This window comes from Paracoccus sediminicola, assembly GCF_027912835.1.
GTDB lineage: Bacteria > Pseudomonadota > Alphaproteobacteria > Rhodobacterales > Rhodobacteraceae > Paracoccus > Paracoccus sediminicola.
This window is the reverse complement of sequence record NZ_CP115768.1, coordinates 891,819-905,071: the sequence shown is the minus strand read 5'-3', so window position 1 is coordinate 905,071 and position 13,253 is coordinate 891,819. Positions and strand designations below refer to the sequence as shown.

Here is a 13,253-nt window from a genome sequence, read left to right as displayed (position 1 = left end):
GATCCGCGACCGGGGGCATCCGAAGGCTGACGGCTTGACTCGTTGCATCCCGCCCGACGCAACCGTCGCGCCTGGCGTCAAGCTAGCTGCCGCGCGTTGCCCCGCTTCCCCGGCCGATGCCCCTGCCCTAAAGCTCGCCGGGATACAGCACCGCGCCGTGATCGCCCTCCGGCCCGTCCAGCATCCCCGCGATTCGTTCCAGCACGGCAACCATCATCGCCTGCTCCCAATCCGGCAGTGCTTCGAAATCCGATGCGAAACGCTGCTGCAAGGCATCCGGCGCGCGTTCGAGCGCCGCCCGCCCCTTCTGCGTCAGCACGATCAGCGTCTGCCGACGGTCGGTCTGGCTGGGCGCGCGCGTGACATGGCCCGCCCGTTCCAGCTTGTCGATCATCGCGGTGACGGTGGCGGGCGCGACATGCATCCTTTTGGCGATGGCGGTGCCCGTGCTGCTGCCGGTTTCCGCCACGATCTGCACCACGCGAAGCTGCACCGGGGTCATCCCCGCAGATTGCGCCAGTTCCTTGCCATGCATTTCGGCGGCGCGGAGAATGCGCCGCAGCGCGATCAGGCAGACATCGATCCGGTCCAAATGGCGCCCCCTCGCGGCGATTTCGATCCGCCTATTTTCCGGATTCGCCCGAAGCGGTCAATTCCCAAACGTCAGATCATTTGTTTCACAAAATTTTTGTGCGACGAAATACCCAATACCCACTGGCCAAAACAGGCGAGATAAAGCGCTATGAGCGCGTGAAACGCGATGCTGCGGTTGCAAAATCGCCGATATATGTTATTTAGTGTCTCGAAGTAAATCGAGGATCACGGCATGAAAGACATGATCGACACGGAATCTCAGGACCAGCTCACCTTCCGCAAGCCGGAAACGGAGGATGGCAGCAACATCTGGGAACTGATCAAGGCCTGCAAGCCGCTGGATGAAAACAGCATGTATTGCAACCTGATCCAGTGCGATCATTTCGCGGATACCTGCATCCTGGCCGAACGTGATGGCGTGCCGGTCGGGTGGATCTCGGGCTATATCCTGCCCGATGCGCCCGATACGCTCTTCGTCTGGCAGGTCGCCGTATCCGAGGATGCGCGCGGTCTCGGTCTTGGCGGGCGGATGCTGGACAAGCTGTTGTCGCGCGATGACATGAAGGATGTGCTGAAGCTCCAGACCACCATCACCCGCGACAATGATGCGAGCTGGGGACTGTTCCGCAGCCTGGCCGAGCGTCATGACGGCGTTCTGTCCGACGAGCCTCATTTCAAGAAGGACGACCATTTCGACGGCGAACACGCCACCGAACACATGGTTACGATCCGTTTTCCGGCCCCGGTGGCGCAGGTGGCCTGACGGCCCCGCCCGCCGACCAATTCAAATCACATCGAGGTAACCCTATGCCGACCGACAAGACGGCCGATAAAGCTATTTTCGAGCGCCGCGAATCCGAGGCGCGTTCCTATTGCCGCAGCTTTCCGACGGTGTTCACCAAGGCGAGCGGCTCGATCATGACCGACGAGGACGGGCGCGACTATATCGACTTTCTCGCCGGGTGTTCCTCGCTGAATTACGGGCATAACGACCCCGACATGAAAGCCGCGCTGATCGAACATATCAGCCAGGACGGCATTGCGCACGGTCTGGACATGTTCACGGTGCAGAAGGCCGCGTTTCTTGAAACCTTCGAGCGGCTGATCCTCAAGCCGCGCGGGCTGGACTATAAGGTGATGATGACCGGCCCGACCGGTACCAATGCCGTCGAGGCCGCGATCAAGCTGGCCCGCAAGGTCACCGAGCGGCGCAATGTCATCGCCTTCACCAATGCCTTCCACGGCATGACCATGGGCAGCCTTGCGCTGACCGGCAACTCGGGCAAGCGCGAGGGCGCAGGCGGGGGCAGCCTGGCTGACGTGACGCATATGCCCTTCGAGAACGCGATGGGCGACACGGATACGCTGGAATATATCGAATGGGCGCTTGATAATCCGTCGAGCGGCATCGACGCCCCGGCGGCCTTCATCGTCGAGCCTGTGCAGGGCGAAGGCGGGCTGAACGCGGCCAGCAGGGACTGGTTGCGGGGCATCCAGCGTATCGCAAAGAAGCATGGCGCGCTGCTGATCATCGACGATATCCAGGCCGGGATCGGCCGGACCGGCACCTATTTCTCGACCGAGGAATTCGGGCTGGACCCCGACATGATCACCCAGGCCAAGTCGTTCAGCGGGATGGGCCTGCCCTTCGCGGCGCTGCTCATCAAGCCCGAGCTGGATATCTGGAAACCGGCCGAACATAACGGTACTTTCCGCGGCAACACCCATGCTTTCGTGACGGCGCGCGTCGCGCTGGAGAAATTCTGGGCCGACGATGCCTTCGCGACGGAGGTTCAGCACAAGGGCGAGTATCTGCGCGAAAGGCTGGAAGAAATGGCCGGGCTGGTGCCGGGTGCCACGCTGAAAGGCCGCGGCATGATGCGCGGCATCGATGTGGGCGATGGCGATCTGGCCGGCGAGATCTGCGCGAAATGCTTTGAAAACGGGCTCATCATCGAGACTTCGGGCGCCCATGACGAGGTGGTCAAGGTTCTGGCCGCGCTCACCATCCCTGAAGAGATTTTCACCAAGGGTCTGGACATTCTGGAGGCCGCGATCCGCGACGCCACCGCCAAGAACCAGATCGCAGCGGAGTAAGCCATTATGATCGTTCGTGATTTCAAAAAGCTGAAGAACACCGAGCGCGACGTGAAGGACGCGCAATGGTCCTCGGTCCGCATGTTGCTGGCCGATGACAAGATGGGGTTCTCGTTCCACATAACCACGCTGGAAGCCGGTTCGGAACATACCTTCCACTACAAGAACCATTTCGAGAGCGTCTATTGCATGTCCGGCAAGGGCTCGATCACCGATCTGGCGACGGGCGAGACGCATGAGATCACGCCCGGCGTGATGTATGCGCTGAACCTGCATGACAAGCACACGCTGCGCGCCGAGGAAGAGCTGGTCATGGCCTGCTGCTTCAACCCGCCGGTCACCGGAAACGAGGTGCATCAGGCCGACGGCTCTTACGCAGCGCCGGAACCGGAAGACGCCTGAACCACGCCTGCGCTACCTGGCAAGAACACTCAATCAGAGGCCCGGCCCCACAACAGGGCCGGGGAAGCGGATTGACCCAATTGAATTTCCCCGGACATACGGTCGAAAAGATCGGCGGCACCTCGATGAGCCGCCTGAACGAGCTGCGCGATACGCTGCTGATCGGCGACCGCAAGGGCGAGGATCTGTATCACCGCATCTTCGTCGTCTCGGCGTTCGGCGGCATCACCAACCTGTTGCTGGAACACAAGAAGACCGGTGAGCCGGGCGTCTATGCCAGCTTCGCCAACGCCGCCGACGATCAGGGCGGCTGGCAGATGGCGCTGAACCGCGTGGCCGAGGCGATGCGCGAGGCGAATGCCGATATTCTCGACCATTCCGGCGACCGAAATCAGGCCGACGAGTTTGTCCGCGACCGGATCGAAGGCGCGCGCTCCTGCCTGTTCGATCTTCAGCGCCTGTGCAGCTACGGGCATTTCCGCCTGTCGAAGCACATGATGGTCTTCCGCGAGCTGCTTTCCGGTCTGGGCGAGGCGCATTCGGCTTTCGTCGCCACGCTTCTGCTGAACCGGGCGGGGGTGAATGCGCGCTATGTCGATCTGACCGGTTGGCGCGACGACCGCGAGTTCACTCTGAAGGATCGCCTGCTTTCGGCGATGGAGGGGATCGATCTCGCAAGCGAATTGCCCATCGTCACCGGCTATGCGCAATGCACCGAAGGGTTGATGGCCGAGTTCGATCGCGGCTATTCCGAGGTCACCTTCTCGCGCCTTGCGGCACTGACCGGGGCGGATGAGGCGATCATTCACAAGGAATTTCATCTGTCTTCCGCCGATCCGGGTCTGGTGGGCACGGATGCGGTGCGCAAGCTGGGGCACACGAATTACGACGTGGCCGATCAGCTTGCCAATCTCGGGATGGAGGCGATCCACCCCAAGGCCGCCAAGACGCTCCGCCAGAACCAGATCCCTCTGCGCGTGACCAACGCTTTCGAGCCGCATGATCCGGGCACGCTGATCGACGACACCCGCGCCGAGGCGACGGGGGCCGAGATCGTGACCGGGCTGCCGGTCGTGGTGCTGGAGCTGTTCGAGCAGGACATGGTCGGGGTGAAGGGCTATGACGCGAAGATCCTCGAAGTGCTGACGCGGCATAACGCCTTTATCGTTTCGAAAACCTCGAATGCGAACACCATCACCCATTTCCTGGCCACGACGCTGAAACGCGCCCGCCGCATCGAATCCGAGCTGTCCGAGGCCTATCCTTCGGCGCAGGTCACGGCGCGTTCGGCGGCGATCGCCTCGGCCATCGGGCGCGACCTCAAGGGGCAGCGCGTGCTGATGCGCGGGCTTCAGGCTCTGGACCGGGCCGGGATCGAGGTGCAGGCGGCACAAAAGCCGACCCGCGCCGTGGATGTGCAGTTCCTGCTGAGCCGTGACGATCTGGACCGCGCGATCACCGCGCTCCATGCCGAGCTGATCGAGGGGGAGGAACGCGGCAAGCTCGCCGCCTGATCTTGCAGATCAAAGCTGATGACAGGGCGGTCCCGCCGGGGCCGCCCGCCCTCTGTCAGCGCCACGCATCGGGGGGAGTGGCAGAATTGCATCAGCCTTACTACCGGGCTGACAGCCGCTTGCCAACACCGGCATAAGTTAATAACCAACGAAAATTATCGGATACGAAGCCAGAACCTCAGCCACGTCATCCTCTGCCTTATCCAAGAGGAATCACATGCAGACTCGGCTTCTTCTTCCGCTCGCCGCGGGAGTCTCGACACTCGCGCTTCTCAGTGCCGCCGCGGCGCAGGACGCGGCGCCCATCGTGCTCGACACCATCACCCTCGTCGCGGATGGCGAGGAAAACATCGAATCCACCGGCGGCGCGGTGGTCAGCGCCGAGGATGTCGATATCCTCCAGCCCAACGATGTGTCAGAACTGTTCGCCCGCGAATCCGCCGTCAATGTCTCGGGCGGGGCCGGCCCGGCCAAGCGGATCCACGTCTTCGGCATCGAGCAATCCAAGCTGGCCGTGACCGTCGATGGCGTCCCGCAGGGGCCGCAAAGCTGGCATCACACCGGCTCGAACGTGATCGACCCGGCCTTTATCCGCCAGGTCGAGGTCGAGGCCGGAGCCGCGACCGCCGATGCTGGTTTCGCGGCCGGCGCGGGTGCGGTGCGCTATGAAACCGTCGGCGCCCAGGATCTGTTGCTGGACGGCCGGAACATGGGCGGTCGCGCGGCGCTGTCCTATGGCAGCAACGGGCGCGGTATCTCGGGCAGCCTTGCCGGATACGGGATGCACGAAAACCTGGATTGGTTCGTGATGCTGCACGGCCAGAACGGCGATAATTACGACGCGGGCAACGGGCTTGAGATGCTCGGAACCGAGCCCGCCGCAGGCGGCGCGCTGGTCAAGCTGGGATACGAGTTCGGCGCCGCGCGACTGGAGGCCGCTTATGAGCGGTCTCAGGACGACGCGGATCGGGTCATCAAGATGAACATGGATCTGGACGGCGACGAGACTGTCTATCCGCTCGATATCGACAGCGAGACCTTCAGCCTGAAACTGACCAGCACCGCCCCGAGCGACAGCTGGGACCCTGAAGCGCAGCTTTATATCGGCTCGACGAATTACTGGCGGCCGAATTACGCCGTGGGCGATCTTTTGGTGCCGGGCGGCAGCCCGCGCCCCAATGGCGACATGGAGCTTGGCCGCGACACATTCGGCGGGGTGATGAAGAACAGCTTCACCCTGCCCCAGGGCACGATCGTGGCCGGGGTGGACTTCGCCGATAACGAATATCTCATCGACAATTACGGCGATCACTCTGGCGCGCCGGGCCCGGACTGGAAGTTCTCGACGTTCCAGCTTGGCAGTTTCGTACAGGGCCGCTTTGATTTCGCCAACGGGTTCGACCTGTCCACCGGACTGCGCTATGACCATCACCGGCTGAACGACTGGAACAATGAACGCTTCACCGGCTCGGGCGCCAGCGCCAATGCGACGCTCTCCTATCGCATCAACGAGATGTTCGAAGTGTTCGCGGGCGCCTCTCATAGCTGGATGGGCTATAATGTCGGCGAGTATGGCTTGCTTCATGCGCGTGATGCGAGCTTCAGCACAGACCCGGATCTGGAACCCGCCACGGCGAAGAACTACAAGATCGGGCTGAACGCGAGCGGTACAAGCTGGCGCGGCGGGATCACCTTTTTCGACACCAGGCTGGACGGGCTCGGCGAATATGATGTCGCCAACGGCCTGCTCACCAATGCCGAGGAAGGCCGCAGCAAGGGCGTGACGCTGAATGCCAGCTATGACTGGGATACGGGCCGCGTCGGCGCCAGCTATACCAAGGCCGATCTGAGCCAGGATGGAGAGTTCATCCTGCCGAGCGGCGGCACCAACTTCATGCCCATCGGCGATATTGCCACGCTCTATGTCGATCAGGCGCTGCCGCAATACAATCTCGCGGTCGGTGCGACGCTGGAATGGGCAGGAGAGCTGTCCGACGAGGCGATGACCGCCGCCGGCTTCTCGGATCATGACGGCTACACGGTGGTGAACGCCTATGCCGACTGGACACCTGCGCAGCTCGACGGAACCAAGATCCGTCTCGGCGTCGATAATCTTTTCGACGAGACCTATTACGAGCGTTCAAGCTATGTGGAGCGGTCCTTCTCTGGCCGGGTGATCGAGCCCGCGTTCGGGCCGGGCCGCACCGTGACCCTGGGCCTCTCGAAAAGCTTCTGAGCCCGAGAGGAACCGAAAGAAAAGGGCGCGCGGGTTTTCCGCGCGCCCATGTTCCGTTCAGCCCCAGACCGGCCTTTCGTCATCCCTTGACGGCGATGAAGGCGAATCCGTTCGGGCCCAGATTGACCCGCCGCCCGTCCAGCTCTGCCGCCTGATGCGGGCCGGTCAGCGCGGGCGCCTCGCAGGGCGGCAGGTTGGCGCTCGTTGCGTCGGGGCTGAGATTGAAGACGCAGATCAGACCGCCTCGCTGGAACATCAGCACCGGATCGGCCCGCTTGTAGAATTTCGCCAGATCGCGGCCCCGCAACTCAGCCTGCGCGCCGCGGAACTCGAGCATCTGCCGATAGAAATGAAGCACGGAGTCCGCCTCTCGTTCCTGCGCCGCGACATTGCGGGCAAGCTGCGGCGGCTTGACCGGCAGCCAGGGCCGGCCCTCGGTGAAGCCGCCGGCGGTATTGCCGTTGCCGTCCCAGACCATCGGCGTGCGGCAGCCGTCGCGCCCCTTGTAATCGGGCCAGAAACGGATGCCCGGCGGATCGGTAAGCTCTTCGAATTCCAGCTCGGTCTCGGTCTGGCCCAGCTCTTCTCCCTGATAGAGGCAGACCGAGCCGGGGAAGGACAACAGCATCGCCGCCGTCAGCTTCGCCAGCCTGTCCTGATCCGCGCCATAATCATCCCACCGGGTCAGGTGGCGGATCACGTCGTGATTGGAAAAGGCCCATGTCGGCCAGCCATCGGGCGCATCGCGAAAGAAACGCTCGATCCTTGTGCGGAAATGGTTCGGCGTGAATTCCGGTCCGAGCATGTCGAAGCTGTAAGCCTGATGCAGACGGGTATCGCCCGCCGTGTATTCGGCCATGATCTCGACCGCGCGGGTCGAATCGCCGACCTCTCCCACCATCGCGGCGCCGTATTCATCAGTCAGTTCGCGCATCCTCGCCAGGAAATCGAGATTTTCGGGCCGGGTCTTCGAGAATTTATGGAGCTGCATCTCATAGGGATTCACCTGCGCCTCGCCCTTGCGCGGCGGGTTGTTGCGCAGCTTGCCGTCATGGAAATAGAAATTCACCGTATCCAGACGGAAGCCGTCCACACCGCGTTCCAGCCAGAAGCGCATCGTGCCGAGCAGCCAGTCCTGCACATCGGGATTGTGGAAATTGAAATCCGGCTGCGAGGTCAGGAAATTGTGCAGGTAATACTGCTTGCGATGCCCGTCCCATTCCCAGGCCGAGCCGCCGAAGACCGATGACCAGTTGTTCGGCGGCGTGCCGTCGGGCCTGGCATCGGCCCAGACATACCAGTCGGCCTTCGGATTGTCCCGATCCCTGCGGCTTTCGATAAAGAACGGGTGCTGATCCGAGGAATGGCTCAGCACCTGGTCGATAATGACCTTCAGCCCGTGCTCATGCGCGCGCGAAACCATCGCGTCGAAATCCGAAAGCGTGCCGAAAAGCGGGTCGATATCGGTATAATCCGACACGTCATAGCCCATATCCGCCATCGGCGAGGCAAAGACCGGCGACAGCCAGACCGCGTCCACCCCGAGACCGGCGATGTATTGCAGCCGCCGCGTGATGCCCGGCAGATCGCCGATCCCGTCTGCGTCGCTGTCCTGAAAAGACCGTGGATAGACCTGATAGGTCACTGACCCGCGCCACCAGTCATTCGTCATGAAATCCCCCTTTCACTGTCCTTCGCGCATGGAACCCGGCACCATGCTGCCCTGATGTTGCCGCTAACATCAGATGGCCACGGAACGCAATGATGGCGCTTGGGTGCCTAATATCCAAGGCGGGTGCGAGAAGCTGGAAGCGATCGATTTCCTGCGCCGCGTCAACAGCGTGGCCTGTCGCGAACTGCCCGGCATCAGTCGGTGGCCGAAGGATCGACCTCTTTCGCCGCGCGTGTCGCGTCCTGGCGATACGGGCGGGCCGGGTTTCGGCTTCAGGTGGACCATGGGCTGGATGACCGACACGCTCAGCTATATCCGCCACGCGCCGATCCATCGCAGCCACCATCGCAACCGGCCCACTTTCGCCCTGATCCATGCGTTCTCCGAGAATTTCATCCTGCTGGTCAGCCATGACGAGGTGGTTGGTGGCAAAGGCTCGATGCTGGCCAAGATGCCCGGAGACGACTGGCAGAAATTCGCGAATCTGCGGGCCTATTACGGGTTCATCTGGACCCATCCTGGCAGGAATCTGTCAGCGCGAGGAATGAAACTTGACCGCTCGCTGGATTGGCACCTGCTGGACGATCCGCGCCATCAGGGGCTGCAATCTCTGGTCCGCGACCTGAAGCACCTTTACCGTGACCCGTCCGCCCTGCATCGCCGCGACAGCGAGGCCGGGGGATTCGGCTGGATCGAGGGCGGGGCTGGTCCTTCTTCCGCTCTGACCGAAACGAGTTTCCCGACATGCTGCCCGCCAGCCGGCGAATGGACGCCGAACGCGGGGATCGCGGCTTGGTCCGGGTTCTCGACAGTTCCGGCCCGTTATCGCAGGATCGCCCCAAAGCAGGCTCGACCGTCATGGTCGTGCCCGATTCCATTGCCATGTTCATGCCAGAGGGAGCGCCCGCATGACTGTTACCACCGTCACCACCAGCCCGATCGACGGCCAGAAGCCGGGCACCTCCGGCCTGCGCAAGAAGACCCGCGTCTTCATGCAGCGACATTTCCTGGAGAATTTCGTGCAGTCGATCATCGACGCGATTGGCGGCGTCGAAGGCAAGACACTGGTGCTCGGGGGCGACGGGCGGTTCTTCAATGATCGCGCGGCGCAGGTGATCCTGCGGATCTGCGCGGCCAATGGCGCGGCGAAGGTCATCGTCGGGAGGGATGCGCTGCTGTCCACGCCCGCCGCCTCGAACCTGATCCGGAAGCGGGCTGCGGATGGCGGCTTCATCATGTCGGCAAGCCATAATCCCGGTGGCGAGAACGCGGATTTCGGACTGAAGTTCAACGGCGCGAATGGTGGGCCCGCGCCGGAATCGCTGACCGCGCGAATCCATGACCGGACGCGCGAGATCACCCAATACCGGATTCTCGAAACCCAGGATGCCGATCTTTCGCAGCCGGGCACGACAAGCATGGGCGGGATGGAGATCGAGATCGTCGATCCGGTCGCCGATTACGCCGCGCTGATGGAGCAGATCTTCGATTTCGATGCGATCCGCACCCTGCTGGAAGGCGGCTTTACCCTGCGCTTCGACGCCATGCATGCCGTCACCGGACCCTACGCGACGGAAATCCTTGAGAACCGGCTCGGCGCGGCGGAGGGCAGCGTGGTCAACGCCACCCCCCTGCCCGATTTCGGAGGCGGACATCCCGATCCCAACCCGGTCTGGGCCGATCAGCTCATGAAGGTCATGATGGGCCGCGATGCGCCCGATTTCGGCGCGGCCTCGGATGGTGATGGCGACCGCAACATGATCGTCGGTCGCGGCATCTACGTAACGCCCTCGGACAGCCTCGCCGTGCTGGCCGCGAATGCGCATCACGCGCCCGGCTACATGGCGGGGCTGTCGGGCGTGGCCCGCTCGATGCCGACCTCGCGCGCCGCCGATCTGGTCGCCGAAAAGGCGGGAATCGGCAGCTATGAAACACCGACCGGCTGGAAATTTTTCGGCAACCTTCTCGATGCGGGCAAAGTCACGCTCTGCGGGGAAGAATCCGCCGGGACCGGCTCGGATCATGTCCGGGAAAAGGACGGTCTGTGGGCGGTGCTTTTGTGGCTGAACATCCTCGCCGCGCGCAAGCAATCCGTGGCCGCGATCATGCGCGATCACTGGGAGGAATACGGCCGCAATTATTACTCACGCCATGATTACGAGGCGGTTCCGGCCGAGGATGCGAATGCGCTGATGGATCGGTTGCGCGGAAGGCTGGACGATCTGAAGGGTCAGGAATTCTCAGGGATGACGGTCGAAGCGGCGGATGACTTCGCCTATCGCGACCCGATCGACGAATCGGTCGCGGAGCATCAGGGCATCCGCATCGCCTTCACCGACGGCTCGCGTATCGTGCTGCGGCTGTCGGGCACCGGCACCGAGGGCGCGACGCTGAGGGTCTATCTGGAACGCTATCAGCCTGCGGATGGCAAGCTGGACCTCCCAGTGCAGGACGCGCTCTCGCCCGTGGTCGCCGCCGCCGAGGAGATCGCGCAGATCCGCAAGCATACCGGCAAGGACGCCCCGGACGTGACCACCTGAACGCCGCGTCCCGAGGCGCGGGCGGGGTTTCCAACCCGCCGCGTTTCGTGGCACAGCGCGCCCTGTCACGCGACGGCAGGAGAGATCACCGATGACACCCGAGATGCTCGACAGGATCGGGGCCTATGTCTGGGCGCTGGATTACGGCTCGGCCCTTGTGTTCGCGCTGACCGGGGCGCTGGTGGCCAGCCGGGCGCAGCTCGACATCATCGGTTTCATCTTCATGGCCTCGCTGACCGCGGTGGGCGGCGGCACGGTACGGGATCTGGTGCTGGGCCGCGACCCCGTGTTCTGGGTGGCGCAGCCCGAGCTGATCCTGATCGCCGCCGGCGCGGCGTTTCTGGTCTATTGGACGGCACATCTTCTGGAAAGCCGCTATCGCTGGCTGCTCTGGCTCGATGCGATTGCGCTCGCTGTCGCGGTTCCTGCCGGGATCGGCGTGGCGATGGCCGGCGGGTTCGGGCCGGTCATCATCGTCATCGCCGGAGTCATCACCGGCACGATGGGCGGGTTGATGCGCGATGTGGTCGGCAACGAGGTGCCTCTGGTGCTCAAGGGAAGCGAGCTTTACCTGACCTGCGCTTTCGGCGGCGCGGTGGTGGCGCTGATGCTGGCATGGCTGGGCCTGCCCCGCGCCTTGGCGCTGACCGGGGGCGGCGGCGCCGTGTTCCTGCTGCGCGCGGGAACGCTGATCTGGGGCTGGTCGCTGCCGGTCTATAAGCCGAGACCGCCGCGCATGCGGGGCTGATGCCCCGAGTGGCACCGGGCGCGGGCGAGCCAGCCCCGGATTGCGTCGCGCGCCGCCGGAACATGCTGCGACGCCCGAGACAAGGCAGCGCCTGAGCGCCGGGCGGATTGTCAGCTTGCGACCTTGGCGTCCTGCGCATGTGCCTCGGGGTCGTGATCGACCTCGGCCGCGATCTCCTTGGTCCAGGCCGACACCGCCGGCACGCGCGAACGGTCGATGCGGTGCTGATATTTCTTGGCCACGTCCACCACTTCCGAAAGCAGCCCCTCCTCGAGTGTGATCGGGTTCAGCCCGAGCGCAAGGAACTGGTCGTTCTTCACGATCAGATCGTTCTCGGCGGCCTCCTTGCGCGGGTTGGGCAGGTTCATCACCCGCGCCCCGGCCAGCCGTGCTACCATCGCCGCGAGATCGCGCACGCGGTGGGTTTCGGTCATCTGGTTGAAGATCTTCACCCGCTCACCCGCCGCGGGCGCATCGGCCAGCGCCAGCTCGATGCAGCGCACGCAATCCTGAAGATGGATGAAGGCGCGGGTCTGCCCGCCCGTGCCATGCACGGTCAGCGGATAGCCGATCGCCGCCTGGATCAGGAAACGGTTCAGCACCGTGCCGTAATCGCCATCGTAATCGAAGCGGTTGATAAGCTGCTCATGCCGGCGGGTCTGGTCGGTATGCGTCCCCCAGACAATGCCCTGATGCAGATCGGTGATCCGCAGCCCGTCATTCTGGGCGAAGAACTGGAACATGATCTGATCGAGGCTCTTGGTCATATGATAGACCGAGCCGGGCCGCGTCGGATACAGCACCTGCTGCTGTTTCTTGCCGGACGGGGTGTCGATCTCGATATCCAGATAGCCCTCGGGGATCGGCGCGCCGACGCTGGAATAGCCGTAAACCCCCATCGTGCCCAGATGGACCAGATGCGCATCGATGCCGGTTTCGACCATCGCGGCCAGCAGGTTATGCGTCGCGTTGACGTTGTTATCGACCGTATAGACCTTGTGGCGGTCGGTCTTCATCGAATAGGGCGCGGCGCGCTGTTCGGCGAAATGGATGATCGCGTCGGGACGGTATTCGGCCAGCCATTTCTTCAGCCGCTCGAATTCCTTGGCCAGATCCAGCAGGTGGAAATGGATCTGGTTGCCGCTTTCCTGCTTCCAGATCCGGCAGCGTTCCTGGATCGAATCCATCGGGGTCAGCGACTGCACGCCCAACTCGGTGTCGATCCAGCGACGCGAGAGATTGTCGAGGATATGCACCTCGTGGCCGAGATGGGACAGGTGAAGCGAGGTCGGCCAGCCGACAAATCCGTCGCCGCCAAGAACCGCAATACGCATGATGAGCCTTTCCTTACTGCCTTCGCCGCCATGTCGGACCGGCGCGCAAGTGCCGATTTGGCACTGATGAGTAAAGGCCGGGTACCACCCCTGCAAGACAGTTCTGTGACAGCGAT

The 13,253-nt window shown here is 63.2% G+C and carries 12 protein-coding genes; 8 read left to right on the top strand and 4 right to left on the bottom strand.

What is annotated here, in order from left to right; all coding sequences use genetic code 11:
- Window positions 1-127: 127 nt before the first annotated feature.
- Window positions 128-592 carry a MarR family winged helix-turn-helix transcriptional regulator gene (locus tag PAF18_RS04520; RefSeq protein ID WP_271117428.1) on the bottom strand — a complete coding sequence of 155 codons (465 nt, stop codon included), beginning with the start codon at window positions 590-592 and terminating at the stop codon, window positions 128-130.
- Window positions 593-826: 234 nt separating this feature from the next.
- On the opposite strand from PAF18_RS04520, the gene ectA reads away from it, so the two are divergent.
- The 5 genes from ectA to PAF18_RS04495 all read left to right on the top strand — a co-directional run bounded on the left by ectA (window position 827) and on the right by PAF18_RS04495 (window position 6,843).
- Window positions 827-1,357, top strand: coding sequence for a diaminobutyrate acetyltransferase (gene ectA, locus PAF18_RS04515; RefSeq protein WP_271117427.1), 531 nt, complete (start codon window positions 827-829; stop codon window positions 1,355-1,357).
- 44 nt (window positions 1,358-1,401) lie between these two features.
- Entirely contained in the window at window positions 1,402-2,691 is a 1,290-nt protein-coding gene (gene ectB, locus PAF18_RS04510; RefSeq protein WP_271117426.1) for a diaminobutyrate--2-oxoglutarate transaminase, read from the top strand.
- A gap of 6 nt (window positions 2,692-2,697) precedes the next feature.
- Complete coding sequence (locus PAF18_RS04505; RefSeq protein WP_271117425.1) at window positions 2,698-3,093, top strand: ectoine synthase; 396 nt, start codon at window positions 2,698-2,700, stop codon at window positions 3,091-3,093.
- Window positions 3,094-3,173: 80 nt separating this feature from the next.
- Window positions 3,174-4,607: an aspartate kinase gene (locus tag PAF18_RS04500; RefSeq protein WP_271118054.1), complete on the top strand. Its 1,434-nt coding sequence runs from the start codon at window positions 3,174-3,176 to the stop codon at window positions 4,605-4,607.
- Between the two features lie 217 nt (window positions 4,608-4,824).
- Entirely contained in the window at window positions 4,825-6,843 is a 2,019-nt protein-coding gene (locus tag PAF18_RS04495; RefSeq protein ID WP_271117424.1) for a TonB-dependent receptor domain-containing protein, read from the top strand.
- A gap of 79 nt (window positions 6,844-6,922) precedes the next feature.
- Here the strand turns inward: PAF18_RS04495 and PAF18_RS04490 are convergent, their stop codons facing one another.
- A complete protein-coding gene (locus tag PAF18_RS04490) occupies window positions 6,923-8,515 on the bottom strand; it encodes an alpha-amylase family glycosyl hydrolase (protein ID WP_271117423.1) in 1,593 nt (530 codons plus the stop codon).
- The gene (locus PAF18_RS04485; protein WP_271117422.1) at window positions 8,505-8,927 is read right to left on the bottom strand and encodes a hypothetical protein; all 423 of its coding nucleotides are present in this window, start codon (window positions 8,925-8,927) and stop codon (window positions 8,505-8,507) included. Before PAF18_RS04485 ends, PAF18_RS04490 begins: the two co-directional genes overlap by 11 nt.
- A 353-nt stretch (window positions 8,928-9,280) precedes the next feature.
- Here PAF18_RS04485 and PAF18_RS04480 point away from each other — a divergent pair, with 353 nt between their 5' ends.
- The 3 genes from PAF18_RS04480 (at window position 9,281) to PAF18_RS04470 (ending at window position 11,803) form a co-directional block, all read left to right on the top strand.
- Entirely contained in the window at window positions 9,281-9,427 is a 147-nt protein-coding gene (locus PAF18_RS04480; RefSeq protein ID WP_271117421.1) for a hypothetical protein, read from the top strand.
- The gene (locus PAF18_RS04475; protein WP_271117420.1) at window positions 9,424-11,055 is read left to right on the top strand and encodes an alpha-D-glucose phosphate-specific phosphoglucomutase; all 1,632 of its coding nucleotides are present in this window, start codon (window positions 9,424-9,426) and stop codon (window positions 11,053-11,055) included. Before PAF18_RS04480 ends, PAF18_RS04475 begins: the two co-directional genes overlap by 4 nt.
- Window positions 11,056-11,146: 91 nt before the next feature.
- On the top strand, window positions 11,147-11,803 hold the full coding sequence (locus PAF18_RS04470; protein WP_271117419.1) for a trimeric intracellular cation channel family protein: 657 nt from the start codon (window positions 11,147-11,149) through the stop codon (window positions 11,801-11,803).
- A gap of 110 nt (window positions 11,804-11,913) precedes the next feature.
- Here PAF18_RS04470 and PAF18_RS04465 read toward each other — a convergent pair whose 3' ends face one another.
- Window positions 11,914-13,137 (bottom strand): NAD-dependent epimerase/dehydratase family protein, encoded by a 1,224-nt coding sequence (locus tag PAF18_RS04465; protein WP_271117418.1) that lies wholly within the window; start codon window positions 13,135-13,137, stop codon window positions 11,914-11,916.
- Window positions 13,138-13,253: the final 116 nt, after the last annotated feature.

Excerpts from the sequence above, each read along its gene's own strand:
- ectA (WP_271117427.1), top strand. The coding sequence starts at position 827 with ATGAAAGACATGATCGACACGGAATCTCAGGACCAGCTCACCTTCCGC.
- ectB (WP_271117426.1), top strand. The coding sequence starts at position 1,402 with ATGCCGACCGACAAGACGGCCGATAAAGCTATTTTCGAGCGCCGCGAA.
- PAF18_RS04505 (WP_271117425.1), top strand. The coding sequence starts at position 2,698 with ATGATCGTTCGTGATTTCAAAAAGCTGAAGAACACCGAGCGCGACGTG.
- PAF18_RS04495 (WP_271117424.1), top strand. The coding sequence starts at position 4,825 with ATGCAGACTCGGCTTCTTCTTCCGCTCGCCGCGGGAGTCTCGACACTC.
- PAF18_RS04490 (WP_271117423.1), bottom strand. The coding sequence starts at position 8,515 with ATGACGAATGACTGGTGGCGCGGGTCAGTGACCTATCAGGTCTATCCA.
- PAF18_RS04485 (WP_271117422.1), bottom strand. The coding sequence starts at position 8,927 with ATGGCTGACCAGCAGGATGAAATTCTCGGAGAACGCATGGATCAGGGC.
- PAF18_RS04480 (WP_271117421.1), top strand. The coding sequence starts at position 9,281 with ATGGACGCCGAACGCGGGGATCGCGGCTTGGTCCGGGTTCTCGACAGT.
- PAF18_RS04475 (WP_271117420.1), top strand. The coding sequence starts at position 9,424 with ATGACTGTTACCACCGTCACCACCAGCCCGATCGACGGCCAGAAGCCG.
- PAF18_RS04470 (WP_271117419.1), top strand. The coding sequence starts at position 11,147 with ATGACACCCGAGATGCTCGACAGGATCGGGGCCTATGTCTGGGCGCTG.
- PAF18_RS04465 (WP_271117418.1), bottom strand. The coding sequence starts at position 13,137 with ATGCGTATTGCGGTTCTTGGCGGCGACGGATTTGTCGGCTGGCCGACC.